Genomic DNA, 26,114 nt, shown 5'->3' on the forward strand with positions numbered 1-26,114 from the left:
GTCATTCACTCTCTGTGTCTGAGATCTGCGTGGTCTGAGTCTCGGTCGTGGGCTCGGCGGGACGTCGTGCGTCCACCCGGGCCCCTCCGATGGTCGCATACGCCCACATGCCGCCGAAAATCAGGACGACGAGCAGGATGGCGGGGACGAAGAACGCCGACAGCGCGACGATCGACTGGACGACCCATCCGGCCGTGATCGCCCACGGCTTCGTGATCATCCCGGCGATCGCGATGCACGCCAGGGCGAGGACCGCTCCGCCGACGATGCCCCACCACTGCTCGATGCCGTCGGGGAGCTGGCGCAGCCCGAAGATCGTGAGCCCGACGAGGAACACCACGATCGCCTCGAAGCCGAGCACGACCGGTGCGAGCTTCTGCACGAGGGTGCGCGGAGGTCGCGGAGGGCGCGGAGCACGCGCGGGGGTGGCATCGGCGCTCATGCGCGCCACCCCGCCTTCCAGTCCTCCTCTTCGGACAGCGCGATCGCCTCACCGGCGAGCACCACCGAACCCGCGATGATCACGGCACGACGATCGGAGGATGCCGCCCACTCGCGCGCCGCATCGGCAGCGTCCGCGAGCGAGTCGTGCACGGTGGCGCGCTGGCCGGTCTGCTCGACGAGGTCGGCGATCACGTCGGCGTCGCTCGCACGATCCGAATCCGGCGACGTGGCGAACACATGCGCGGCCGCGGGTGCGAGCGCGGCCACGATGCCCGCGGCGTCCTTGTCTGCGAGCACTCCCAGCACCAGACCCCACTCGTCGAAGTCGAAGCTGTCGTCGAGCGCCTGCCCGAGCGCCTTCGCGCCGTGCGGGTTGTGTGCGGCGTCGACGACCACGGTGGGCGCGATGCCGAGCAGCTGCAGCCGACCCGGTGATGTGCTCTCCTGCAGCCCCGCGGTGACGATGTCCGCGGCGATGGGCTGCGTGGCTCCGCCGATGAGCGATTCCACCGCGGCGACCGCGAGTGCGGCGTTGTGGCCCTGGTGCGCGCCGTACAGCGGCAGATACTCCTCGGTGTACTCCCCCGCGAGCCCACGGATCGTGAGCAGCTGCCCGCCGACCGCGAGCTTCTGCTCGGTGAGCCCGAACTCCTCGCCCTCGAACGCGATCGTCGCGTGGCGCTCGGCCGCGACACGACGCAGCACCTCCGCGGCCTCGGCGGGCTGCTGGGCCGAGACGACCGCGGCGCCCTCCTTGATGATGCCCGCCTTGACCTGGGCGATCTCGGCGATCGTGCTGCCGAGCCGGTCCGCGTGATCGATGTCGATGGGAGCGAACACCGCGACGTCGCCGTCGGCCGTGTTCGTGGAGTCCCACTCCCCGCCCATGCCCACTTCGAGCACGAGCACGTCGATCGGCGCGTCGGCCACCGCGACGAACGCCAGCACCGTGAGCAGTTCGAAGAACGTCAGCGGGGCATCGCCCGCCGCCTCGAGTTCGGCGTCGACGATGTCGACGAACGGCTCGATCTCATCCCAGGCGTCCGCCACGGCCTCGTCGGCGATCGGCTCGCCGTCGATCATGATGCGCTCGGTGAAGCGCTCCAGGTGCGGGCTGGTGAACAGCCCCGTGCGCAGGTCGTGCGCCCGCAGCAGGCTCTCGATCATGCGCGCCGTCGACGTCTTGCCGTTGGTGCCCGTGATGTGCACGACGCGGTAGGTGCGCTGCGGGTTGTCGAGGAATGCCAGGAAGCGCGCGGTGCGCTCCTTGCGAGGCTGCACCCAGCGCTCCCCTGCGCGACTCAGGAGAGTCTCGTAGACGGCGTCCGCCCGGTCCTTGTCGCTCATGCTCCGGCTCCGATCCTGGTGACGGCGATCGTGAAGGCCGCGCGGTTCGCGTACGTGCCCTTCGGGATGTCGGCGATGAACTCCGCACCGGCGACCGGCCGGTCCTCTCGGTGCAGCGAGTGCTCCACCGCCAGGGTCTCCCCCGCGACGTCGGCGACGTCGAACGCGGCGGCGACGGCGTCGGCATCCTCCTCGCTGGCGAACCGGAGATCGAGGCGGATGCGGTCGCTCACGTCGAAGCCGGCGTTCTTGCGGGTCTCCTGCACGGCGCGGATGACGTCGCGGGCAAGCCCCTCGGCCTCCAGCTCCGGCGTGGTGTTCGTATCGAGCAGCACGAAGCCGCCGGTCGGGACGATCGCCAGCGCCTCGCCCTCCGGACGCCCGGTGGTCTCGAGCACGAGCTCGTATTCCGCCGGCTCCAGGGCGATGCCGCCCGCGGTGACCACGCCATCCACCTCGCTCCAGTCGCCCGAGCGTGCGGCCTGGATCGCCTTCTGCACGTCCTTGCCCAGACGCGGACCCGCGGCACGGGCGTTCACGCTGAGCCGGTGGTCGATGCCGTAGTCCACCGCGGTGGACTCCGTGAGCGGCACGAGCTCGACCGACTTGACGTTGAGCTCCTCGCGCAGGATGTCCTCGAACTGCCCGAGGGACGCCGCGAGCGGAGAGACCACCGTGAGGAGCGCGAGGGGCAGCCGCACGCGCAGCTTCTCCTTCTTGCGCAGGGCGTTGCCGACGCTGGACAGCTCGCGGACCGCATCCATCGCATCGCGGATCTCGTCCGCCGTGGGGAACTGCGCGTCATCCGGCCAGTCGGTCAGGTGCACGCTGCGTCCGCCCGTGAGTCCCTGCCACACGCGCTCGCTGATCAGCGGCACCAGGGGTGCGGCGACGCGGGTGAGGGTCTCCAGAACCGTGTAGAGCGTGTCGAACGCCTCGCGGCTCTTCGGGTCGTCGGTCACACCGGTCCAGAAGCGGTCGCGCGAGCGACGGATGTACCAGTTCGTCAGCACCTCGGCGAAGTCGCGCAGGCGCGCGGACGCGGTGGTGGAGTCGAGGCCTTCGAGATCGGCGCGCACCTCGCGGACGAGATCGCCGAGGCGAGCCAGGATGTAGCGGTCGAGCACGTCGGTGGAGTCCGTGCGCCACTGCGCCTCGTACCCGTCGGCGCCCGAGGCGTTCGCGTAGGTCGCGAAGAAGTACCAGGAGTTCCACAGCGGCAGCAGGAACTCGCGCACCCCCGAGCGGATGCCCTCCTCGGTCACGGCGAGGTTGCCGCCGCGCAGCACCGAGCTCGACATGAGGAACCAGCGCATCGCGTCGGAGCCGTCGCGGTCGAGCACCTCCGACACGTCAGGGTAGTTGCGCAGCGACTTCGACATCTTGTAGCCGTCGCTGCCGAGCACGATGCCATGGCAGCTCACTCCCGTGAACGCCGGGCGGTCGAACAGCGCGGTCGACAGCACGTGCATGACGTAGAACCAGCCGCGGGTCTGACCGATGTACTCGACGATGAAGTCGGCGGGGGCGTGCGAATCGAACCACTCCTGGTTCTCGAACGGGTAGTGCACCTGCGCGTAGGGCATCGATCCCGAGTCGAACCACACGTCGAAGACGTCCTCGATGCGGCGCATCGTGCTCTTGCCGGTGGGGTCGTCGGGGTTGGGGCGCGTGAGGTCGTCGATGTACGGCCGGTGCAGGTCGATCTCGCCCTCGGGGTTGCGCGGCAGCGTGCCGAAGTCGCGCTCCAGGTCCTCCAGCGAGCCGTAGGCGTCGACGCGCGGGTACTCCGGGTCGTCGCTCTTCCAGATCGGGATGGGCGAGCCCCAATAGCGGTTGCGGCTGATCGACCAGTCGCGCGCGCCCTCCAGCCACTTGCCGAACTGGCCGTGCTTGACGTTCTCCGGCACCCACGTGATCTGCTCGTTGTTCGCGAGCATGTCGTCCTTGATGTCCGTCACGCGGATGAACCAGCTCGAGACGGCCTTGTAGATCAGGGGGTTCCGGCAGCGCCAGCAGTGCGGGTAGGAGTGCTCGTAGCTCTGCAGCCGGATCAGCCGGCCGTTCTCGCGGACCAGGCGCACGAGCGGCGTGTTCGCGTCCATCCACAGCATGCCCGCCACATCGGTGACGTTGGGGAGGAACTTGCCGCCGTCGTCGAGCGAGAGGATCGTCGGGATACCGGCGCCGCCGGCCACCCGCTGGTCGTCCTCGCCGTAGGCCGGAGCCTGGTGGACGATACCCGTGCCGTCGCTCACCGTGACGTAGTCGTCGACCAGGATGCGCCAGGCGTTCTCGGTGCCGTACGTCTCGGTGTCGGCGTAATAGTCGAACAAGCGGTCGTAGGTGACGTCCTGCAGCTCGGAACCGAGGACCGTGGCGTCGACCGCGGCGAGCGCGTCCTCGGTGCTCTCGTAGCCGAGATCCTTGGCATAGCCGCCGAGCAGATCACGGGCGAGCAGGTAGCGGTGCGCGGAGGCCTCGATCGCGGCATCCGCGGTACCGGCGGCCTGGTGCACGTCCGCGGCGCCGTTCGGTCCGGCCGGGAGCACCACGTACTCGATCGCAGGTCCCACGGCGAGCGCGAGGTTGGTCGGCAGGGTCCAGGGCGTGGTCGTCCAGGCGAGGGCGCGGACGCCGGTGAGCCCGAGGGCTTCCGCCTTGGCACCGGTCAGCGGGAAGGTGACCGTGACCGACGGGTCCTGGCGCGTCTGGTACACGTCGTCGTCCATGCGCAGCTCGTGCGCGCTGAGCGGCGTCTCGTCACGCCAGCAGTACGGCAGCACCCGGTAGCCCTCGTACGCCAGGCCCTTGTCGTACAGGGTCTTGAACGCCCACAGCACGCTCTCCATGTACCCGAGGTCGAGCGTCTTGTAGCCGCGATCGAAGTCGACCCAGCGCGCCTGACGCGTGACGTAGTCCTGCCACTCGTGCGTGTAGGCGAGCACCGAGCTCTTCGCCTTCGCGTTGAAGACGTCGATGCCCATCTCCTCGATCTCGGCCTTCTCGGTGATCCCGAGCTGCTTCATGGCCTCGAGCTCGGCGGGGAGGCCGTGCGTGTCCCAGCCGAAGACGCGGTCCACCTTGTGGCCGGTCATCGTCTGGAATCGGGGGAACACGTCCTTGGCGTAGCCCGTGAGCAGGTGGCCGTAGTGCGGGAGGCCGTTCGCGAACGGCGGGCCGTCGTAGAACACCCACTCGGGTGCGCCTTCGCGCTGCTCGATCGAGGCGCGGAAGGTGTCGTCCTGCTCCCAGAACGCCAGCACCTCCTCCTCGATCCGCGGGAAGCGCGGGCTGGGCGCGACGGAGTCGGCGGCGGGTCCGAAGGAGGAACGGGGGTAGGTCATCGTGTCTCGCAGTGGTCGTGGTGGCGGATGCTCCTGCGAGGACGATCCTCGCGGACCGCGGTACCACCTCGCGTGCCGCGCCCTGCGACGCGACCACTCTCACTGCGGCTGTGACGGGCCTGCCCCGCTCGGTTCTACTGACCGCGTCCCGAGGGATGCGGTGTTCTTCCGAGAGCTCCCCGGTGATAGCGGATCGATGCTCGTGCGTCCATTGTACGCGTGCGCGCAGGCCACCGTCGCGGGTGCGCTCGCGCGACTGTCGGCGGTGCGCCGTACTCTCGGAGCATGGTCCGCACTCCCGACTCCCCTGCCGCCCCTCGTGTCTCCGCTCCGGACCTCCCACCGACCTTCGAAGCTGCCGCTCCGGGGCGCAGCATCGACCTCATCGCGGCACGCCTCGATCTGCACGGCGCGGTCGATCTCGCGTACTCGACTCTCGAGCAGTGCACCGTGGTCGCCGAAGCCGAGACCGTCGACCTCACGGGCGCGACCGTGCTCGACGTCGAGATGACGGCGGTGCGCATCGCCTCCCTGCGCCTGCGTGATGCGGGAGTGCGGCGGCTGCGCATCAGCGGCGGCCGGATCGGCACACTCGACCTCAGCGAGGCCCGTATCTCCGAACTCGAACTGCGCGATGTGCGCGTCGACTACCTCAACCTCGGCGCCGCGCGGGCCACCGATGTCGAGATCGCCGACTGCACGGTCCGCACGATCGACATGCCGCAGGCGGAACTCACCCGCGTGCGCTTCACCGGCACCACGAGCGACGAGGTCGACCCGCGCGGCATGCGGGCGAAAGACGTCGATCTGCGCGGCCTCGACGCCCTCGCCTTCCTCGACGCGAACAGCCTGCGCGGCACCACGCTCACCTCGTTCCAGGTGCAGCAGCTGGCGCCGGTGATCGCGGCGAGCCTGGGCATCCAGATCAGGGACTGACCGGTCCGTTCGCGGCCAACAGCTCCCGCGTGAACGGGTGCTGCGGTGCGGCGAACACCGCCGCCGTGGCGCCCTGCTCCACGATACTGCCGTCCTGCATCACGAGCACCTCGTCGGCGACCGCCCCGACCACGTCGAGGTCGTGCGACACGAGGATCATCGTCAGCCGTCGTTCCTCCTGCACGTGCGCGAGCAGCCGCAGCACCCGCTCGCGCACGGAAGGGTCGAGCGCCGAGACCGGCTCGTCGAGCACCAGCACGTCCGGATCGGCGGCGAGCGCCCGCGCGATCGCCGCGCGCTGACGCTGTCCTCCGGACAGAGCGCTCGGACGCCGGTCGGCCGTCTCGGGCGCGAGGCCGACCTCGGCGAGGAGTTCGGCGACCCGCACGGCTCGCTGTGCCCGCGGTACCCCGCCGGCTTCGAGTCCTTCGCGGAGGGATCGGCCGATGCTCCAGCGCGGGTCGAACGCCCCGAGCGGGTTCTGGTGCACGAGCTGCACCCGATGCGTGCCCGCCCAGCGCAGCGCACCCGTGTCCGGGGCATCCACTCCCACGATCATGCGCGCGAGTGTCGTCTTGCCCGACCCCGACTCCCCCACGATGCCGAGCGTGCGCCCCGCCGGGACGGTGAACTCGGCCCGGACCACCGCGGCCGTGTCGCCGAAGCTCTTCGAGACCTCGGTGGCGACCAGGATCGGGGCGGCCTCGTTCGCCGCGACGGCCTTGGGCTCGTGGATGGTCGCGGCGATCAGCTGCTTCGTGTACTCGTGCCGCGGATCCCCCAGGACCTCGGCCACCGGCCCGGACTCGACGACCGCTCCGGCCTTCATCACGAGCACCCGATCGGCGAGCCGCCGCACGGCCGCGAAATCGTGGCTGATGAAGACCACCGCGGTTCCGGCGTCGGCGATCTCGCGCAGCAGCCCGAGGATGCGCGCCTGCACGGTGGCGTCGAGCGCTGTCGTGGGCTCGTCCGCCACCAGCACGGCGGGGTTCGCGGCGATGGCCGACGCGATCAGGGCCCGCTGCCGCAACCCGCCGGAGAGCTCGTGCGGGTGCTGCCGGGCACGCCGCACGACGTCCGGCATCCACACCCGCTGCAGCAGCTCCTGGACGCGTGCCTCTCGCGCGTCGCGCCCACGGACCGTGCGGTGCAGGAGCAGGGGCTCCGCGACCTCCGCCCCGATCCGTCGCAGCGGGTCGAGTGAGACCAGCGCGTCTTGCGAGACGAGGGCGATGCCCGCGCCGCGGAGTGCACGCCACCCGTGCTCCGAGAGTCCGGCCGCATCGGTGCCGTCGATCAGGAGCCGTTCGACCGTGACCGTCGCATCCGCCGGCGCGAGTCCCAGCAGGGCGCGGGCGGTGAGGGACTTGCCCGCACCGGACTCTCCCACGATCGCGACGCATTCGCCCCGGTCTACCGTGAACGAGACGCCGTCCACGACGGTGCGCGTGCCGAACGCGACCCCCAGCCCACGGACCTCGAGTGCCGCGTTCATGCCGTGCGTCCCTCCGCGCGTGCCCGGAGGATCCGGCCGACCACGGTCGCGGCCACCACCGTCAGCGTGATCGCGATTCCGGGGAAGAGCGAGATCCACCAGGCCTGGCCCAGCACGTTGCGTCCGCCGGCGAGCATGAGCCCCCACTCCGGCGTCGGCTCCGACGGTCCGAGCCCGAGGAAGCTGAGCCCGGCCGCGGCGAGGATGCTCGAGCCGATGCCGATGGTGGCCAGCACGCTCAACGCCCCCAGCACCCCCGGGAGCACGTGCCGTCGGAAGGCGCGCAGCGTCGGGACACCGAGGATACGGGCGGCCTCCACGTGCTCGGCGACCCGCAGCGTCTGGGTCTGCACCCTTGCGAGGCGGATGTACACGGGCACGGCGGCCAGCGTGACCGCGATGGCGATGTTCACAGGGCCAGGTCCGAGAACGGCGACGACCACGAGCGCCACGAGGAACTCCGGGAACGCCATGAGCACGTCGTTCACACGCATGACCGTGGTGTCGACGCCGCGCGGCGCCACCCCGGCCAGCGCACCGATCAGCAACCCGACCACGAGCGCGACCCCGGTGGCGAGCAGCCCGATTCCGAGGGAGCGCCCCGCGCCGAAGATGACGCGCGAGTACACGTCGCGCCCGCTCTGGTCGGTCCCGAACAGGTGTGCGGACGACGGTGGCAGCAGGGCCGATCGCACGTCCGTCTGCAGCGGATCGTGGGTCGCGAGCACGCCGGGCCAGAGCCCCGCGAAGACGATCACGGCGAGCACGACGATCGCCGCCGCCAGCAGCACCCGCTGCGCGCGCCTCACCGGACGCTCCGTGAACGGGCGGCGGCGGCAACCCGCGGGTCGATCAGCGGATGGACGAGCTCGACCACGAGGTTCACGGCGACGAACACGAGGGCACTCAGGAGGATGATCCCGGTGATGACCGGGAGGTCGCGGTCGCTGATCGCCGCGAGCGTGACACGCCCCAGACCAGGGCGGGCGAACACGGTCTCCACGAGCACGGCCCCGCCGAGCACCGACCCGGTGAGATACGCGGCCAGGGTGACCGCCGACGCGGCACCGTGGCGAAGGCCGTGGCGGAGTGTGAACCACGAGGGGCTCGCACCGCGCGCACGGACGGTCTCGGCGAACGGCATCCGCTCGGCCTGCACCAGTCCGTCGCGCAGCACCTGGCTGAGCAGGGCCGCGACGGGAAGAGCGAGCGTGATGGCAGGGAGGACGAGCGTGGCGGGGTTGCGCGCCCCCGACACGGGGAACCAGCCGAGCCCGAACGCGAACACGCTGAGCAGCACCAGTCCGATCCAGAACACCGGCGACGAGAGCACGACGAGCTCGATCCCCGCCGCCACCGCGCGACCGGCCTGCCCTCGCACGAACACCGCCACGGCGAGCGCGAGCACCACGGCGATCAGGAGCGCCAGCAGTGAGAGCTGCAGTGTCGCCCCGAGCTGTCGTCCGATCACCTCGGCCACCGGCATCCGGAGTTGATACGACTCCCCCAGGTCGCCACGCGCGAGCTGGCCGATGAAGCCGACGTACTGCTCGAATGGCGGCCGGTCCAGCCCGAGCTCGGCTCGGATCCCGTCCTTGACCGCCTCGCTCACCTGCGCCTGCGGACCGAGCATCACCGACACCGGGTCGCCGGGTATCACCCGGAACGCGAGGAACGCGACGGTCGCCGCACCCCACAGCACGATGATGACGGAGGCGAGGAGGCCGAGGATGCGGACGAGCGCAGCCTTCACCACTCGTGCCCTCCGCTCCGTCGGCGGTTCAGCCGACGGTCACATCGTAGAACAGCGGTCGTCCGTACAGGTCGTACTGGAGTCCGCCGACGCGCTCGCCGACGGCGGTGATCGCCGACGGGCTGTAGAGCGGCACGATGGCCGTGTACTGCGCGTTCCACTGCTGCAGCTCGGTGTAGAGCGCGTTCCGCTGCTCCTGGTCGCTGGTCGCGACGGCCTGCTCCAGCAGCGCGTCGATCGCGGGGTCGCTCACCTGCGAGGCGTTCTGGAAGCCGTCGGTGTGCAGGTGGGCGCGCAGCAGGTCGGGGTCGACTCCGGAGAAGCCCCAGTCCGTCAGATCGAACGTCTTCGGCTCGTACTGCTCGTTGTACGCCCCGGGCTCGAGCACGTCACGCTCGACCTCGAAGCCGATGGCCTTGAGGTCGGACTGGATCGCGTTGGCGAGGGCGGCACGATCGTCGGGGACGGGCGTCCAGGCGATCCATCGCACCGACAGGCGCTTGCCGTCCTTCATGCGGATGCCGTCCGCGTCGCGCGCGGTCCAGCCGGCCTCGTCGAGCAGGGCGTTCGCGGCGGCGGGGTCGAAGGGCCAGCTGCCCTCCAGCGACGCGTCGTATCCGGGCGTCGTCGAGCCGAGGATGCTCCATGCCCGCGGGAACTGGCCGAAGTAGATCTCCTCGACGGCCGCGTCGATGTCGACGCCGCGGGCGAACGCCTGGCGCACCTTCTCATCGGCGAAGACGCCGTACTTCTCGTTGAGGTACAGCGAGTACGGCAGACCGGGGTACTCGATCGAGTCGACCGTGACACCGTCGCCGAGGTCCTTGGCGAGGTTCGGCGGGATGTTGCTCGCGAGGTCGGCCTCGCCGCTCGTGACGACCCCGGTGCGCACCGAGGCCTCGGGCTGGATCTCGACGCGCAGGGTCTCGACCTTCGGGGCCTTCTCGCCGTGCGGGCCCCAGGCGTAGTCGTCGTTGCGGGTGTAGACGAGCTCCTGGTCGGGCGTGTACTCGGTGAGTTCGAACGGACCGGTGCCGACGGTGATCCCCGGACCGCCGGCCTTGAGCTTGTCGGCCGACTCCTTCAGCACCGCCGGCGAGTAGAAGCCGAGCTGCGGCGTGCTCGCCGCCTGCAGGAACGGGGCGTAGGGCTGCGTGAACGTGACCTTGACCGTGTGGTCGTCGATCACCTCGGTGCCCTTGTAGAAGTCGGCGCCGAGCATGCTCGCGGCCTGTGCGGACGCCGTGTCGGGGTCGACGATCCGGTCGAAGTTGGCCTTGACCGCGGCAGCATCGAACTTCTCACCGTCGGTGAAGGTCACATCGTCGCGGAGCGTGAACGTGTACTCGGTGCTGTCCGGCGACACGTCCCACTTCTTCGCGAGCCACGGCGTGAATGAACCGTCCGCCTCCTGGAACACGAGCGAGTCGAGCACCGCGCGCTGCACCATGCCCGAGACGTCGAGCTGGCTGACCTGGGGGTCCATGTGTCCGGCCGAGAGGTTCGCGCCCTCGATCGACCAGACCAGTTCGCCGTCGCTGCCGGACGACGGGGCGGAGCAGGCGCTCAGCACCAGTGCGGTGGCGGCGGCGAGCGCGGCGAAGGGCAGGAGGCGACGCACGGGTTTTGCGGGCATGACGATTCCTCAGGACGATCGGGTCGGGATGAATCCATCCTAGATCCGATTGTTGGACGGGGTCGATCTGTGACGACAGCCGCTGCCCGGAGCTCTCGGTAGACTGGTCGCACAACCCACACTCAGGCACGCTCACACGGTGCCGCATACATCGCTCGAGGAGACCTCCATGCCTGCGCAGAATCAGATTCCCGACAAGCCCGCACTCGAAGGCCTCGAAGCGAAGTGGGACGCCGCATGGGCGGAGCAGGGCACCTACCTGTTCGACCGCCTCCGTGCCGCGCAGTCCGGCCGTGAGGGCGTGTACTCGATCGACACCCCGCCGCCCACGGCCTCCGGCAGCCTCCACATCGGCCACGTGTTCTCATACACGCACACCGACGTGAAGGCGCGATACGAGCGCATGCGCGGCAAGACCGTGTTCTACCCGATGGGCTGGGACGACAACGGGCTGCCCACCGAGCGCCGCGTGCAGAACTACTACGGGGTGCGCTGCGACCCCTCACTCCCCTACACGCCCGACTTCACTCCCCCCTTCGAGGGCGGCGACAACAAGTCGAGCCGTGCCGCGGACCAGCTCCCCATCAGCCGTCGCAACTTCATCGAGCTGTGCGAACGCCTCACGATCGAGGACGAGAAGCAGTTCGAGGCGCTGTTCCGTCAGCTCGGTCTGAGCGTGGACTGGACGCAGACCTACCGCACCATCTCGGACGACACCATCCGTCAGAGCCAGCTCGCGTTCCTGCGCAACATCGAGCGCGGCGAGGCCTACCAGGCGCTGGCGCCGACGCTGTGGGACATCGACTTCCGCTCCGCGATCGCGCAGGCCGAACTCGAGGACCGCGACCAGCAGGCCGCGTACCACACGCTCGAGTTCCCCTTCGCGGACGGTTCCGGATCGATCGCGATCGACACCACGCGCCCCGAACTGCTGCCCGCGTGCATCGCGATCGTGACGCACCCGGAGGGCCCGCACAAGCACCTCATCGGCACCAAGGTCCGCACGCCGTTCTTCGGCGCCGAGATCGAGATCCTCCCGCACCACCTCGCACAGCCCGACAAGGGCACGGGAGCGGCGATGGTGTGCACCTTCGGCGACGTGACCGACATCATCTGGTGGCGCGAGCTGCGCGACTCCCTGGGGCGGTCGCTGCCCAACATGACCACGATCGGGCTCGACGGCCGGTTCCTCCCCGAGGCGCCGGACACGGTGGCCAACGCCGAGGCCCGCGCCTGGTATGCCGAGGAGCTGGCCGGCAAGACCGTTTTCAGCGCACGCAAGGCGGTCGTCGAGAAGCTGCAGGAGACCGGCGACCTGACCGCGGTCGGCAAGCCGTTCCAGCACGCGGTGAAGTTCTTCGAGAAGGGCGACCGTCCTCTCGAGATCGTCTCCACGCGTCAGTGGTACATCCGTAACGGCGCCCGTGACGGCGAGTTGCGCGACAAGCTCCTCGCCCACGGCACCGAGCTGGCATGGCACCCCGACTTCATGCGGGTGCGGTACGAGAACTGGGTGGGCGGTCTCACGGGCGACTGGCTCGTGTCGCGCCAGCGGTTCTTCGGCGTGCCGATCCCGCTCTGGTACGCCCTCGACGAGAACGGCGAGCGCGACTACGACCGCGTGCTGACGCCGGACGCCGCTTCCCTGCCGATCGATCCCACCACCGACGTACCGGCCGGGTACACCGAGGAGCAGCGCGGTGTGGCCGGAGGCTTCGACGCCGAGGCCGACATCCTCGACACCTGGGCCACCTCGTCGCTGACGCCGCAGCTGGCAGGTGGATGGCAGCGCGACGAGGAGCTGTGGCAGCTCACCGCACCGTTCGACCTGCGTCCGCAGGGCCAGGACATCATCCGCACCTGGCTGTTCTCCACCATGCTGCGCTCGACGCTCGAAGACGACCGCACCCCGTGGCGCAACGCCGCGATCTCCGGCTTCATCGTCGACCCCGACCGCAAGAAGATGTCGAAGTCGAAGGGCAACGTGGTCACCCCGGCCGACGTGCTCGACACCCACGGCTCGGACGCGGTCCGCTACTGGGCGGCATCGAGCCGCCTCGGCATGGACGCCGCGTTCGACCCACAGAACCCGACGCAGGTGAAGATCGGCCGCCGCCTGGCGATCAAGGTCCTCAACGCGGCGAAGTTCGTGTTGTCGTTCCCGGTGCCCGAGGGCGCGCAGGTCACCCACGCCCTGGATGCGTCGATGCTCACCGCCCTCGACGGCGTGGTGGTCGAGGCGACGAAGGCCTTCGACCGCTACGACGCCGCGCGTGCCCTGGAGCTGACCGAGGCGTTCTTCTGGACGTTCTGCGACGACTACCTCGAGCTCGTGAAGGAGCGCGCCTACAACCAGGCCGACGTGGGCCAGGCATCCGCCGCGCTCTCGCTCCGCCTTGCGCTGTCGACGCTGCTCCGACTGCTTGCACCGGTGCTCTCCTTCGCCGCGGAGGAGTCCTGGTCCTGGTTCGAGGAGGGCTCTGTGCACACGGCCGCCTGGCCGACGCCGCTCGACATCGACGGCGACCCCGCAGTGCTGGCCGCGGCGAGCGAGGCGCTGATCGGCATCCGCCGGGCGAAGACCGAGGCGAAGGCGTCGCAGAAGACCCCGGTCTCGCGCGCCGCGATCGCCGCACCGACCGCGAAGCTCGACGCCCTGCGCGCGGCCGCCGACGACCTGCGCGCTGTCGGACGCATCGCGGAGCTCGAGTTCAGCGAGGCCGAGGAGTTCGCGGTCACCGCGATCGAGCTCGCGCCGGTCGAGGCGTCCTGATGCAGCTCGGCACGCGCTGGGCCACCGGCTCCGAGCCGCCCGCGTCGGTTCCCGCCGCTCTGCGACCCGCCATCGCCGAGGTCGAGGCGAAGGGACTCGCCGGGCATTGGACGCTCACCTGGCTCGAGGGCCGCGCGATCGCGGAACTCGATGCCGGCTGGGAGGTCTTCCAGTCCGTGACGGGCGACGTGACCGCCCGCCCCTTCGACGACTGATCCGCGAGACCCCGCTTCACCGTCGAGACCCCCTGGTGCCGGCAACGGCAACAGGGGGTCTCAGCGTAAGACCGGGGTCTCGGCAGCGTCTAGAAGCGCGGGATGTCGAGCTGCGCCAGGGCCCGCGTGAGCTCGCGCGGATCCTGCGTCGGGGTCTGCTGCATCCGCAGCATCTCCAGTGACTGTGTGCGCTTCTCGGCACGACGAGCCACCCGGTGCTCGACGTATGCGGTGATGCGGTCCGCGAGCAGGAGCAGCGTGCGCTCGGTCTGCGTCGGTGCCGCGAGGCGAAGGGTCGCACTCGTCATGATTCCTCCTCGATGCCATCGGTGGGTCCCGACTTCGTCGTGTGCGGAGTCGGCAGGTCGAAGATCTCGGTCCGCAGCGAGACGCGCCGCACGTCGGGACCGGTCTGCCCCCGGTAGCGCTCCATGGCGCGCTCGACGATCCCCTCGAGCTCCTCGCGGAGCGACACCACCTGCTCCGGTGTCATGTCGAGGTGGGTCGTGACGATGCTGCCGGTGTCACGCCAGGCCTCGGGCACCTCCGACTGCGGACGGTTGATGTAGGCCATCAGGGTCTCGTGGCGCAGCCGGAAGAACTCCGAGTTCACGATCTGCGCGGCGGCACGGTTCGCCGGTGACGTCATGTCGTCGGGGCCGGGCACGTCGATGCGCCCCTTCGGACGCTCCCACCACCGCTCGCGTGCGGTACCCCGGCCCTCGACCTCACGGATGAGATCGTGGGCGGCGAGGGCGCGGAGGTGATAGCTGGTCGACCCCGAGGTCTCCCCCACGAGGGCGGCCAGCGAACTCGCGGTCTGCGGGCCTTGCGACGCGAGCAGGTCGAAGATCCTCACGCGCAGGGGATGCGCCAGCGCCTTGAGTGCGCCGGCGTCGAGCGTGCGGATCTGCGTCTCGTTCGTCATGCATGCAAAGATACCTCTGCAAAGACTTCTTTGCAAGCATTTCTTTGCAAGGAGGGTCTCACGCCACGGCGGCACGCGCCTCGACGAATGCCTGCACGCAGCGCTCCACCTGCTCCGGCGTATGCGCGGCCGAGAGCTGCACGCGGATCCTCGCCAGACCACGAGGCACGACGGGGAAGCTGAAGGCCGTCACATACACCCCGCGCTCCTGCATCTCCCGCGCGATCCGCGCCGTCTTCGCGGCATCGCCGAACATGACCGGCACGATCGGGTGCTCGCCGGGGAGCAGATCGAAGCCCTCGGCGGTCATCCGCTCCCGGAACGATGCGGCGTTGCGACGAAGGCGCGCACGCAGGTCGGCCGATCCCTCGACCAGGTCGAGGGCAGTCAACGTGCCCGCGACGATCGCCGGAGCGAGCGTGTTCGAGAAGAGGTAGGGCCGGGAACGCTGACGCAGGAGCGCGACGATCTCGGCGTGCGAGGCGACGTACCCGCCGGATGCACCGCCCAGCGCCTTGCCGAACGTCCCGGTGTAGATGTCGACCCGGTCCGAGACCCCGCAAAACTCGGGCGTCCCTCGACCGTGCTCGCCGACGAAGCCGACCGCATGGGAGTCGTCCACGAACACGAGAGCGTCATAGCGCTCGGCGAGGTCGCAGATCTCGGCGAGCGGCGCGATGTAGCCGTCCATCGAGAAGACGCCGTCCGTGACGACGACCCGGAACCGCGCATCCGCCGCCGACTGCAGCTGTGCCTCCAGGTCGGCCATGTCGCGGTTGCGGTAGCGCAGTCTCCGCGCCTTGGAGAGACGGATGCCGTCGATGATCGACGCGTGGTTCAACTCGTCCGAGATGATGGCGTCCTCCGCAGAGAACAGCGTCTCGAACACTCCCCCGTTCGCGTCGAAGCACGACGAGTAGAGGATGGCCTCGTCGGTGTCGAGGAAGTCGGCCAGCCGCCGCTCGAGCTCCAGGTGCTGCTCCTGCGTGCCGCAGATGAAGCGCACGCTCGCGAGGCCGTATCCCCACTCCTGCAGCGCGGAACTCGCGGCATCCAGGATGCGGGGGTCGTCGGCGAGCCCGAGGTAGTTGTTCGCGCAGAAGTTGAGCACCTCTGCGCCGTCCGCGGTGATCTCGGCGCTCTGCGGTCCGCGGATGCCGCGCTCGTGCTTGGTGAGCCCGGCCTCCTCGATTCCCGCCAGCTCCGCCGCCACATGCTTCTGAAAAGTCCCGTACATCACAGCTCCGTCCAGTCGAGGATGATCTTTCCCGTGCCCGCGGACTCCGCCGCAGCGAATCCGCGCTCCCAGTCGCGTGCCGGGATGACTTCGGCGATCACGCGGCCGATGGCATCCCGCAGGGTCGCGCTGGTCTGCAGCATCGCCCCCATGGCATTCCACGTCTCGAACATCTCGCGCCCGTAGATGCCCTTGATCGTGAGCATGTGGGTGACGAGCTTGCCCCAGTCGATGCCGAAGCCGGCGCTCGGCAGTCCCAGCATGGCGATACGTCCGCCGTGGTTCATGTTGTCGATCATGGCGGGCAGCGCGGAAGCGGCGCCGCTCATCTCGAACCCGATGTCGAAACCCTCGCGCATGCCGAGGGAGTGCTGCGCGTCGCGGATGTCGCTCACGGAGACGTCGACCACCTCGTCCGCGCCCATCCGACGCGCCATCTCGAGCCGGGGGGCGCTGACATCCGTGGCGACGATGAAGCGCGCACCCGCATGCCGGGCCACGGCGATGGCCATCAGTCCGATCGGACCGCAGCCCGTGACGAGCACGTCTTCTCCGACGAGCGGGTAGGTGAGTGCGGTGTGGACGGCGTTCCCGAGCGGATCGAATATCGCTCCGAGCTCCGGGGTGACCTCTGCGTGGTGCACCCACACGTTGGTCGCCGGGAGCGAGAGGTACTCGGCGAACGCGCCGTCGCGCTGGAGTCCGAGTCCGACGGTGCGGATGCACATCTGGCGGCGACCGGCACGGCAGTTGCGACACGTGCCGCACACGATGTGCCCTTCGCCCGACACCCGATCGCCTACGGCGATGTCGCGCACGCCGGGGCCGACCTCGACGACCTCTCCGTAGAACTCGTGTCCGGGGATCAGCGGTGCAGAGATCGCCGATGCCGCCCAGTCGTCCCAACGAAGGATGTGCAGGTCCGTGCCGCAGATGCCGGTGCGGAGCACACGGATCACGACCTCATCGGGGCCGGCTGTGGGGTCGGGGCGATCGACGAGCTCGAGACCGGAGCCGGGTGCGCCTTTGAACAGTGCCTTCATGCTTCGATCCCACCGCATCCAACTCTGTAGAACAATCGGGATCATCTGCATCATCCATGTAGCCACAGCTACACTTATCGAGTGGAGCTCCATCAACTGCAGATCCTTCGGGAACTGGGCACCCTCGGCAGTGTGACCGCGGTCGCCGACGCTCTCGCTGTGACCCCGTCGGCGGTGTCACAGCAGCTCGCGGCCCTGCAGCGTTCCTTTCCTACGCCTCTCACGCGACGCGTCGGGCGCACCCTGGCGCTCACCCCCGCCGGGGAGGTGCTGGCTGCCGCAGGTTCGGAGGCCATCGATGCGATGGCGGCCGCACGGCACGCCCTCGACGAGTTCGAAGGCGCCGCCACCGGCGTGGTCACCATCAGCGGGTTCCACAGCGTCGGCCAGGCGCTGTTCGGCCCTTTGCTGCGCGAACTGTCGCAGCTGTCCGACTCGCCCACCGTGCAGCTCACCGACGAGGACGTCGCCCAGAGCGAGTTCCCCGCACTCACCGCGCGCTACGACCTCGTGCTCGCACATCGCATGGAGCACACCGAGCCCTGGCCGACGCACGGCGTGCGCAGCCTCACGCTCGTCCGCGAGCCGCTGGATGTCGCCCTCTCACGATCGCACCCCCTCGCGACGCGCACGAGCCTCACGCCCGCCGAGGTCGCCGCCGAACGCTGGGCGACCAGTCGCATCGGCTACTCCCCCGACGATGTGCTGCGTGCCGTCTCGGCCGTCGCGAACCGCCCCATCGAGATCCTCCACCGCCTCAACGACTACGGCGCCGTGTCGGCCGTCGTCGCCGCCGGCGGCGTGCTGGGGATGCTGCCGCGGTTCACGTCACGCAGCGTCGACGATCGGGAGATCGTGCGGCTCCCGCTGACGGGTGTGAGCACGCATCGGATGATCGACCTGCTCGCTCGTCCCGAGAATCTGCGCCGCCGCTCGGTACGTGTCGTGGTGGACGCCCTGCGGCGGGTGATGACGCGCCTGAGCGACGACGGTTCCTGAGCGACGTCGGTGTGCATGGCTAGGCTCGGAGGATGACCGACGCCACGAATCCGCTGCTCCAGCCGTCGACCCTCCCGTACGAGCTCCCCGACTACGCCGCCATCCGTCCTGAGCACTACCTGCCCGCGTTCCAGGCCGGATTCGAGGAGCAGCTCCGCGAGGTCGCCCGCATCACCATGGTCCGCTCGATGCCGACCTTCGAGAACACCCTGGAGGCGCTGGAGCGCTCCGGCGCCCTGCTCGACCGGGTCGCGCATGCGTTCTACACCGTGAGCTCGGCGGATGCGACGCCGGAGATCCAGGCGATCGACGAAGAACTCGCCCCGCTCGTGGCCGCGCACCAGGACGCGATCACCCTCGACGGACAGCTGTATTGGCGCGTGCAGCAGGTCTACGAGCAGCGGGACGCGCTCGACCTCGACCCCGAGCAGCGCTACCTGGTGGAGCGCCGTCACCGCGAGATGACGCACGCCGGAGCAGGTCTCGACGACGAAGCGAAGACCCGCCTGACCGCGTTGAACCAGAAGCTCTCGACGCTGACCAACACGTTCGAACGCAACCTCCTCAACGACACGAACGACCTCGCCGTGGTGTTCGACTCCCCGGCCGAGCTCGAGGGGCTGAGCGCGGGCGAGCTGTCGGCGGCGGCGCGTGCGGCAGCGGATCGAGGGTTGGACGGCAAGCTGCTGATCACGCTCCCCCTCTTCACGGGGCACCCTGCTCTCGGCGAGCTGCGCGTACGGGACTCGCGTCGGCGCATCATGGCCGCATCGCTCGCACGCGGGTCACGCGGCAACGCGCATGACAACCGCGCCGTGCTGCTCGAGATCGTCCGGCTGCGCGCCGAGCGTGCCGCACTCCTCGGCTACGACTCGCACGCGGCGTACGTCACCGCCGACGAGACGGCGGGAACCCCCGACGCCGTCGAGCAGATGCTGCGGCGGCTCGCATTCCCGGCGGCACGCAATGCGGTCGCCGAGCGCGTCGCTCTGCAGGGCATCGTCGACGAGACCGAACCCGAGCCGTTCGCGATCGAGGCGCACGACTGGGCGTTTTACACCGAGCGTGTGCGCACGGCCCGCTACGACATCGACGCCAGCGCGCTGCGCCCGTGGTTCGAGGCGGAGCGCGTGCTGCAGGACGGGGTCTTCTTCGCAGCCACACGCTTGTACGGCGTCACCTTCTCCGAGCGCGACGACCTCGTCGCCTACCACCCCGGAGCTCGCGTGTTCGAGGTGCGCAACGCCGATGGCTCCCCCGTCGGGCTCTATGTACTCGACCTCTACACGCGTGACTCCAAGCGCGGCGGAGCCTGGATGAATGCGATCGTCAGCCAGTCGCGTCTGCGGGGCACGGCGCCCGTGGTCGTCAACAACCTGAACGTGCCGCTCCCCGCCGAGGGCGAGCCGACGCTGCTCACGCTCGACGAGGTCACGACGCTGTTCCACGAGTTCGGTCATGCGCTGCACGGCCTGTTCGCGACCGTCACGTACCCGCATTTCGCCGGAACGAACGTGTTCCGCGACTTCGTCGAGTTCCCGAGCCAGGTGAACGAGATGTGGATCCTGTGGCCGGAGGTGCTCGACAACTACGCCCGTCACCACGAGACCGGCGCGCCCCTCGACCCCGCGATCGTCGAGCGACTCCGCGCCACGGAGACCTTCGATCAGGGCCACGCCACCAGCGAGTACCTCGCCGCCGCGTGGCTCGATCAAGCGTGGCACCGGCTCTCGGTCGCCGCCGACATCACGGACGTCGCCGCGTTCGAGGCCGCAGCGTTGGCCGACATCGGACTCGACGATCCCGCCGTGCCCACCCGCTACTCCTCGACCTACTTCGCGCACGTGTTCTCGGGTGGCTACAGCGCCGGCTACTACTCGTACATCTGGAGCGAGGTGCTCGACGCCGACACCGTCGACTGGTTCCGGGAGAACGGCGGTCTCACCCGCGGCAACGGCGACCGGTTCCGCGAGCGGCTGCTGGGCGTGGGCGGCTCGAAGGATCCGCTGGAGGCATACCGCGACTTCCGTGGTCGCGATGCCGAGATCGAGCCGCTGCTCACGCGTCGTGGACTCGGCTCCTGAGTCGTGAGACCCTGAGCGCATGAACGCATTCCCCGACGCCCCGTTCGGCCCGATCGACCGCATCGAGCTCGACGCGGTCCCGCTCGCCGTCATCCGACACAAGGGCATCCGCCTGCCCGACATCCAGGCGGCCTTCGACGCCGGATATGCGGCGATCGCACTGCATTTCGCGGGCGGCGCGTTGACGCCGACCGGGCCGGCGCTGGCGGTGTATCACGGCGATCCGATGGGCGCGTTCGATCTCGAACTCGGTTTTCCCGTCGAGACCGTACCGGAGAATCCGATCCCGACGGCCAGCGGCACGGTCATCGTCGCCTCCGCTCTCCCCGCAGGCCCGGCCGTTGCGACGACGCTCTTCGGATCGTACGAAGAGCTCGGGGCGGCCTGGGCGGGTCTCGTCGCGCGCGCAGGCGCCGAGGGCGTCCACCCCGGGGGCATGTGGATCGAGGTCTACGTGTCCGACCCCAGCACCACGCCGGCAGAACTGCGCACCGACCTGCTCATGCCGATCGGCTGACCGTCTGACTTCGGCGCGTCCGCGGGCGCGCCGAAGTCACGCGCTCTTGCGCTTGCGCTCCATCACGATGGTGGGCGGAGCGCCCTCGTCGACGGCCGCGCGCGTCACGATGACCTTGGCCACGTCTTCGACGGAGGGGATCTCGAACATGATCGGCCCGAGCACGTCTTCGAGGATGGCTCGAAGACCGCGGGCACCGGTCTTGCGCTCGACGGCGAGATCGGCGATCGAACGCAGCGCGTCCTCCTCGAACTCGAGCTGCACCCCGTCGATCTCGAACATGCGCTGGTACTGCTTGACGAGCGCGTTGCGCGGTCCGGTCAGGATGTCGATGAGAGCGTCCTGGTCCAGCGGGGAGACGTTGGTGACGACGGGCAGACGCCCGATGAACTCCGGGATCAGCCCGAACTTGTGCAGGTCTTCGGGCAGCACCTCGCTGAACAGATCGAGGTCGTTGTTCTTGTCGTGCAGCGGGGCGCCGAAGCCGATGCCGTGCTTGCCGACGCGGGCCGACACGATGTCCTCGAGGCCGGCGAAGGCTCCCGCGACGATGAACAATACGTTCGATGTGTCGATCTGCAGGAACTCCTGGTGCGGGTGCTTGCGACCGCCCTGCGGCGGCACCGAGGCGACGGTGCCCTCGATGATCTTCAGCAGCGCCTGCTGCACGCCCTCGCCCGAGACATCTCGCGTGATGGACGGGTTCTCGGCCTTGCGGGCGATCTTGTCGACCTCGTCGATGTAGATGATGCCCTGCTCCGCACGCTTCACGTCGTAGTCGGCGGCCTGGATGAGCTTGAGGAGGATGTTCTCGACGTCTTCGCCGACGTAGCCCGCCTCGGTGAGGGCGGTCGCATCGGCGACGGCGAACGGCACATTGAGGCGCTTGGCCAGTGTCTGCGCGAGGTAGGTCTTGCCGCAGCCGGTCGGACCGATGAGCAGGATGTTGCTCTTCGCGATCTCGACTTCCTCGGCCTTCTGCTCTGCCGACTGCAGAGTGCTGTGCGCACGGATGCGCTTGTAGTGGTTGTAGACCGCGACCGAGAGCGAGCGCTTGGCGGGCTCCTGGCCGACGACATACTCCTCGAGGAACGAGAAGATCTCGCGCGGCTTGGGCAGCTCGAACTCGGCGACGCCCTCGGCGGAGGACTCGGCCATCCGCTCCTCGATGATCTCGTTGCACAGCTCGACGCACTCGTCACAGATGTACACGCCGGGTCCGGCGATGAGCTGCTGGACCTGCTTCTGGCTCTTTCCGCAGAAAGAGCATTTGAACAGGTCAGCGCTTTCACCGATGCGTGCCATGCGCGTCCTCCTATGGGGGATCAGAGATCGTTCTTCGAGCCTAACCGCTGCATACGACACAGGGCCGCATTGGAGCCGATCGCGTCACGCGGACCGGAGAGCGCACGCTCACGACGAGTGCGAGCGCCACTCACTGTGCCGGCAGACAGCCGCCGTCCATGATGTATCCGCCCGCCTCGACCTGGACGGAGTCGGGCCGCACCTCGCCGAACACGCAGCCGCCCTCCGGTGCGTCGACACCGAACTCCACGGCACGTTCGTCACCGCGGACCGCGTCGTCCGGAGGTCCGACCTCCCGCAGTGCTCCCTGAACGGCGTCGATCGTGATCGTGCCTCCCGTGCGCAGTGTTTCCAGACGCGCACGCAGATCGGACACCGACTCCCCCACGGCTTCCGCCGCCTCACTGGAGAGTTCCATGCGCTCCTTGTACCGGTCGTTCTGCGCCATAGCGTTGTCGGGATCGTACGGTGCGCACTCCGGGGGAAGCACCACGCCTTCGATCTGAGGGCACGCCGCGGTGGGCGTGGGCGTGGGCGTGGAACCGGAACCCATCCGCGCATCGCCCGTCTCCGCCGAGACCATCGCGCATCCTCCGAGCACCGCTGTCCCGGCGAGCACGAGCCAGAGGAGTGCGAACCGGGTGCGCAGTGGCGTCATCGACATGCCGCCATGAAACCACAGACCCGCGCGTGCGACGCCCATCCGCGAAGAAGGGCCCCACCACGCGATGCGCAGCAGGGCCCTTCTTCGGTCCAACAAACGGTCAGACCATGCTCTTGGTGTGCCAGACCGTCTTCACCTCGGTGAAGGCGCCGATCCGCTCCGGAGACGCGACGACCTCGCCGGGAGCGAGCACGCGCTTGAGCGTCTCGGCCGCAGCGATCTGCAGGTCGACCCAGTCGAGAGCTCCTGCACCGGCGAGGTCGAGGGCGTTCACGTCCTGGTGCGACGCGAGCCACGGCGCGATCTCGGCCGGCGATCCGGTGAGCACGTTGACGACACCTCCCGGGACATCGCTCGTGGCCAGCACCTCGGCAAGGCTGATGGCGGAGAGCGGGTGCCGCTCACTCGCCACGACCACGACCGTGTTGCCCGCGACGAGTGCCGGTGCCACGACGGAGACGAGTCCCAGGAGCGCGGAGTCCTGAGGGGCGACGATCGCGACGACACCGGTCGGCTCCGGCACCGAGATGTTGAAGTACGGGCCGGACACCGGGTTCGCGTTGCCGGCGACCTGCGCGTACTTGTCGCACCAACCCGCGTACCAGATCCAGAGGTCGATCGCCTCGTCGACCTGCGCGCCGGCGGCCGCGGTCGACACGCCCTCCTGAGCGACGATCTCGTCGATGAACTGCGCACGGCGGCCTTCCAGCACCTCTGCAACGCGGTAGAGCACCTGACCGCGGTTGTAGGCGGTCACTCCCGACCAGCCCTTGACCGCAGCGCGAGCGGCGACTACCGCATCGCGAGCGTCCTTGCGGGAGCCCTTCGCAGCGTTCGCGAGGAAGGCGCCCTTGGCGGTCAGCACCTCGTACGTGCGCCCGGACTCGCTCCGCGGGAAAGCGCCGCCGATCGCCAGCTTGTACGTCTTGGGGACGGTCAGACGCTTGCTCATGCTGCGGCTCCCTTGAGGTAGGCGGTGAGCCCCTGACGGCCGCCCTCGCGACCGAATCCGGACTCCTTGTAGCCGCCGAACGGGCTCGACGGATCGAAGCGGTTGAAGGTGTTGGCCCAGATCACGCCGGCACGCAGTCGATCCGCGACGGCGAGGATGCGCGAACCCTTGTCGGACCAGATTCCTGCCGACAGGCCATAGGGCGTGTTGTTCGCCTTCGCGATCGCCTCGGCCGGGGTGCGGAAGGTCAGGACCGACAGCACGGGCCCGAAGACCTCGTCCCGGGCGATGCGATGCGATGCCTCGACCCCCGTGAAGATCGTCGGCGCGAACCAGAAGCCCTGCTCCGGGATCGCGCAGTCCGCGGTCCACCGCTCGGCGCCCTCCGCCTCGCCGATGTCGCTGAGCTCGCGGATGCGGGCCAGCTGCGCGGCGGAGTTGATCGCACCGATGTCGGTGTTCTTGTCGAGCGGGTCTCCGAGGCGCAGGGTCGACAGGCGCGACTTGAGTCGGTCGACGACCTCGTCGTGGATCGACTCCTGCACCAGCAGGCGACTGCCGGCGCAGCAGACGTGCCCCTGGTTGAAGAAGATCCCGTTCACGATTCCCTCGACCGCCTGATCGATGGGGGCGTCGTCGAACACGATGTTGGCGGCCTTGCCGCCGAGTTCCAGCGTCAGCTTCTTGTTCGTCCCGGCTACGGCACGCGCGATGTCGCGGCCCACGCCGGTCGATCCGGTGAAGGCGACCTTGTCGACGTCGGGGTGGCGCACCAGGGCGGCACCGCTGGCCCCGGCACCGGTGACGATGTTCACGACACCGGCCGGAAGATCGGCCTGCTGCAGGATCTCGGCGAAGATCAGGGCCGTCAGCGGCGTGGTCTCGGCCGGCTTGAGGACGACCGTGTTGCCCGCGGCGAGAGCCGGAGCGAGCTTCCACGCGAGCATCAGCAGCGGGAAGTTCCACGGGATGACCTGCCCGGCCACACCCAGCGCCTGCGGGTTGGCGCCGAGGCCCGCGTGGTCGAGCTTGTCAGCCCAGCCGGCGTAATAGAAGAACCACGACGCGACGAGCGGCACGTCGACGTCCCGACTCTCCTTGATCGGCTTGCCGTTGTCGAGGCTCTCGGCCACGGCGAGCTCTCGCGCCCGCTCCTGCACGAGACGGGCGATGCGGAAGAGGTACTTCCCCCGATCGCGGCCGCTCATCTTCGACCAGGTCTTGTCGTAGGCGCGACGAGCCGCCGCGACGGCACGGTCGATGTCCTCGTCGCTCGCCACGGCGATCTCGGCGATCCGCTTCTCGGTCGCCGGGGAGATCGTGGTGAAGCTCGACCCCGAGCCGTCGACGAACTCGCCGTCGATGAACAGGCCGTAGCTGTCCTTGAGGTTCAGGATCGCGGTGGACTCCGGTGCCGGAGCGTATTCCAGAAATGACATGTTCGTCTTCCCGTCAGTCGATCGTGACGTAGTCGGGGCCCGAGTAGTGGCCGGAGCTGAGCTTCTGACGCTGCAGGAGAACGTCGTTGAGGAGGCTGGAGGCACCGAACCGGAACAGGTGCGGCTGCAGCCACTCCTCCCCCACGGTCTCGGCGACGGTGACCAGGTACTTCACCGCGTCCTTCGAGGAGCGGATGCCACCGGCCGGCTTCACACCGATCTTCTCGCCCGTACCCCGGTGCCAGTCACGGACCGTCTCGAGCATGAGGAGCGTCGTCGGCAGGGTGGCTGCGGGCTGCACCTTGCCGGTCGAGGTCTTGATGAAGTCGCCTCCGGCCAGGATTCCGAGCCACGAGGCGCGCTTGATGTTGTCGTAGGTGTTCAGTTCACCGGTCTCGAGGATCACCTTGAGCGACGCGGACGAGCCGTCGGCGCGGCGGCACGCCTCCTTGACCGCGGCGATCTGGTCGAAGACGAGGCCGTAGCGGCCGGAGAGGAAGGCACCGCGGTCGATGACCATGTCGATCTCATCCGCGCCGGCGGCCACCGCCTCGGCGGTGTCGGCGAGCTTGATCGCGAGCGATGCACGGCCGCTCGGGAACGCCGTCGCCACGGCGGCGACGGAGATCAGTCCCTCGTCGGGGTCGCCGTGCATGTCTCCGAGCGCGGTGACCGCATCGCCGACCATGTCGCCGTAGACGCACACCGCAGCGACCCGCGGCGTTGAGGAGTCAGCGGCATCGGGGTTCTTCGCCTTGGCGACCAGCGACCGCACCTTGCCGGGCGTGTCCGCGCCCTCGAGCGTCGTGAGATCGATGAGCTTGATGATCGTGTCGAGCGCCCACGCCTTGGATGTGGTCTTGATCGAGCGGGTCCCGAGCCCGGCCGCCCGCTGCTCCAGGCCGACGGCGTCCACTCCGGGAAGCCCGTGCAGGAACCGCCGGAGCGTGGCGTCGTCGGGTTCACCGCCGAGAACGTCCACCGCCGTCCTGCGGCT

At 69.2% G+C, this 26,114-nt stretch carries 22 protein-coding genes; 6 read left to right on the plus strand and 16 right to left on the minus strand.

Annotated elements, in window-relative coordinates:
• Position 1: 1 nt before the first annotated feature.
• The 3 genes from WFM69_RS12680 to ileS are packed head-to-tail and all read right to left on the minus strand — an operon-like array spanning position 2 to position 5,138.
• Entirely contained in the window at positions 2-442 is a 441-nt protein-coding gene (locus WFM69_RS12680) for a DUF4233 domain-containing protein (protein WP_337005188.1), read from the minus strand.
• Positions 439-1,791, minus strand: a complete 1,353-nt coding sequence (locus WFM69_RS12685; RefSeq protein ID WP_337005190.1) for a bifunctional folylpolyglutamate synthase/dihydrofolate synthase — start codon at positions 1,789-1,791, stop codon at positions 439-441. The genes WFM69_RS12680 and WFM69_RS12685 overlap by 4 nt, the downstream gene beginning before the upstream one ends.
• A complete protein-coding gene (gene ileS / locus WFM69_RS12690) occupies positions 1,788-5,138 on the minus strand; it encodes an isoleucine--tRNA ligase (RefSeq protein WP_337005193.1) in 3,351 nt (1,116 codons plus the stop codon). The genes WFM69_RS12685 and ileS overlap by 4 nt, the downstream gene beginning before the upstream one ends.
• A gap of 285 nt (positions 5,139-5,423) precedes the next feature.
• On the opposite strand from ileS, the gene WFM69_RS12695 reads away from it, so the two are divergent.
• Complete coding sequence (locus WFM69_RS12695; RefSeq protein ID WP_337005195.1) at positions 5,424-6,074, plus strand: pentapeptide repeat-containing protein; 651 nt, start codon at positions 5,424-5,426, stop codon at positions 6,072-6,074.
• Here the strand turns inward: WFM69_RS12695 and WFM69_RS12700 are convergent.
• From WFM69_RS12700 to WFM69_RS12715, 4 genes are read right to left on the minus strand one after another with little or no spacing between them, the layout of a single operon-like run.
• The gene (locus WFM69_RS12700; protein ID WP_337005197.1) at positions 6,064-7,572 is read right to left on the minus strand and encodes an ABC transporter ATP-binding protein; all 1,509 of its coding nucleotides are present in this window, start codon (positions 7,570-7,572) and stop codon (positions 6,064-6,066) included. The genes WFM69_RS12695 and WFM69_RS12700 overlap by 11 nt on opposite strands.
• Entirely contained in the window at positions 7,569-8,381 is an 813-nt protein-coding gene (locus WFM69_RS12705; protein ID WP_337005199.1) for an ABC transporter permease, read from the minus strand. The genes WFM69_RS12700 and WFM69_RS12705 overlap by 4 nt, the downstream gene beginning before the upstream one ends.
• Positions 8,378-9,328 (minus strand): ABC transporter permease, encoded by a 951-nt coding sequence (locus WFM69_RS12710; protein WP_337005201.1) that lies wholly within the window; start codon positions 9,326-9,328, stop codon positions 8,378-8,380. The genes WFM69_RS12705 and WFM69_RS12710 overlap by 4 nt, the downstream gene beginning before the upstream one ends.
• Before the next feature lie 25 nt (positions 9,329-9,353).
• A complete protein-coding gene (locus tag WFM69_RS12715; protein ID WP_337005203.1) occupies positions 9,354-10,961 on the minus strand; it encodes an ABC transporter substrate-binding protein in 1,608 nt (535 codons plus the stop codon).
• A gap of 169 nt (positions 10,962-11,130) precedes the next feature.
• On the opposite strand from WFM69_RS12715, the gene valS reads away from it, so the two are divergent.
• Together valS and WFM69_RS12725 are read left to right on the plus strand one after the other, a co-directional pair.
• The gene (gene valS, locus WFM69_RS12720; RefSeq protein ID WP_337005205.1) at positions 11,131-13,734 is read left to right on the plus strand and encodes a valine--tRNA ligase; all 2,604 of its coding nucleotides are present in this window, start codon (positions 11,131-11,133) and stop codon (positions 13,732-13,734) included.
• Positions 13,734-13,949 (plus strand): hypothetical protein, encoded by a 216-nt coding sequence (locus WFM69_RS12725; protein WP_337005207.1) that lies wholly within the window; start codon positions 13,734-13,736, stop codon positions 13,947-13,949. The genes valS and WFM69_RS12725 overlap by 1 nt, the downstream gene beginning before the upstream one ends.
• Before the next feature lie 89 nt (positions 13,950-14,038).
• On the opposite strand, the gene WFM69_RS12730 is transcribed toward WFM69_RS12725, so the two are convergent.
• From WFM69_RS12730 to tdh, 4 genes are read right to left on the minus strand one after another with little or no spacing between them, the layout of a single operon-like run.
• Positions 14,039-14,257 carry a hypothetical protein gene (locus WFM69_RS12730; protein ID WP_337005209.1) on the minus strand — a complete coding sequence of 73 codons (219 nt, stop codon included), beginning with the start codon at positions 14,255-14,257 and terminating at the stop codon, positions 14,039-14,041.
• Entirely contained in the window at positions 14,254-14,877 is a 624-nt protein-coding gene (locus WFM69_RS12735; protein ID WP_337005211.1) for an ArsR/SmtB family transcription factor, read from the minus strand. The genes WFM69_RS12730 and WFM69_RS12735 overlap by 4 nt, the downstream gene beginning before the upstream one ends.
• 58 nt (positions 14,878-14,935) lie before the next feature.
• Complete coding sequence (locus WFM69_RS12740) at positions 14,936-16,114, minus strand: glycine C-acetyltransferase (protein ID WP_337005213.1); 1,179 nt, start codon at positions 16,112-16,114, stop codon at positions 14,936-14,938.
• Positions 16,114-17,157: an L-threonine 3-dehydrogenase gene (gene tdh / locus WFM69_RS12745; RefSeq protein ID WP_337005215.1), complete on the minus strand. Its 1,044-nt coding sequence runs from the start codon at positions 17,155-17,157 to the stop codon at positions 16,114-16,116. The genes WFM69_RS12740 and tdh overlap by 1 nt, the downstream gene beginning before the upstream one ends.
• 81 nt (positions 17,158-17,238) lie before the next feature.
• Here tdh and WFM69_RS12750 point away from each other — a divergent pair, with 81 nt between their 5' ends.
• From WFM69_RS12750 to WFM69_RS12760, 3 genes are read left to right on the plus strand one after another with little or no spacing between them, the layout of a single operon-like run.
• Positions 17,239-18,156, plus strand: coding sequence for a LysR family transcriptional regulator (locus tag WFM69_RS12750; RefSeq protein WP_337005217.1), 918 nt, complete (start codon positions 17,239-17,241; stop codon positions 18,154-18,156).
• Between the two features lie 32 nt (positions 18,157-18,188).
• On the plus strand, positions 18,189-20,240 hold the full coding sequence (locus WFM69_RS12755) for a M3 family metallopeptidase (protein ID WP_337005219.1): 2,052 nt from the start codon (positions 18,189-18,191) through the stop codon (positions 20,238-20,240).
• 19 nt (positions 20,241-20,259) lie between these two features.
• Positions 20,260-20,757, plus strand: coding sequence for a GyrI-like domain-containing protein (locus WFM69_RS12760; RefSeq protein WP_337005221.1), 498 nt, complete (start codon positions 20,260-20,262; stop codon positions 20,755-20,757).
• A gap of 36 nt (positions 20,758-20,793) precedes the next feature.
• Here the strand turns inward: WFM69_RS12760 and clpX are convergent, their stop codons facing one another.
• The 5 genes from clpX to deoC all read right to left on the minus strand — a co-directional run bounded on the left by clpX (position 20,794) and on the right by deoC (position 26,099).
• Entirely contained in the window at positions 20,794-22,062 is a 1,269-nt protein-coding gene (gene clpX / locus WFM69_RS12765; RefSeq protein ID WP_337005223.1) for an ATP-dependent Clp protease ATP-binding subunit ClpX, read from the minus strand.
• A gap of 130 nt (positions 22,063-22,192) precedes the next feature.
• Positions 22,193-22,726, minus strand: a complete 534-nt coding sequence (locus tag WFM69_RS12770) for a hypothetical protein (RefSeq protein ID WP_337005225.1) — start codon at positions 22,724-22,726, stop codon at positions 22,193-22,195.
• Positions 22,727-22,826: 100 nt separating this feature from the next.
• Positions 22,827-23,678, minus strand: a complete 852-nt coding sequence (locus tag WFM69_RS12775) for an aldehyde dehydrogenase family protein (RefSeq protein WP_337005227.1) — start codon at positions 23,676-23,678, stop codon at positions 22,827-22,829.
• Positions 23,675-25,117: an aldehyde dehydrogenase family protein gene (locus tag WFM69_RS12780; protein WP_337005229.1), complete on the minus strand. Its 1,443-nt coding sequence runs from the start codon at positions 25,115-25,117 to the stop codon at positions 23,675-23,677. The genes WFM69_RS12775 and WFM69_RS12780 overlap by 4 nt, the downstream gene beginning before the upstream one ends.
• Before the next feature lie 13 nt (positions 25,118-25,130).
• The gene (gene deoC, locus WFM69_RS12785; protein ID WP_442928391.1) at positions 25,131-26,099 is read right to left on the minus strand and encodes a deoxyribose-phosphate aldolase; all 969 of its coding nucleotides are present in this window, start codon (positions 26,097-26,099) and stop codon (positions 25,131-25,133) included.
• Between the last annotated feature and the right edge of the window lie 15 nt (positions 26,100-26,114).

The organism is Microbacterium sp. LB12 (assembly GCF_037150835.1).
Classification (GTDB): domain Bacteria; phylum Actinomycetota; class Actinomycetes; order Actinomycetales; family Microbacteriaceae; genus Microbacterium.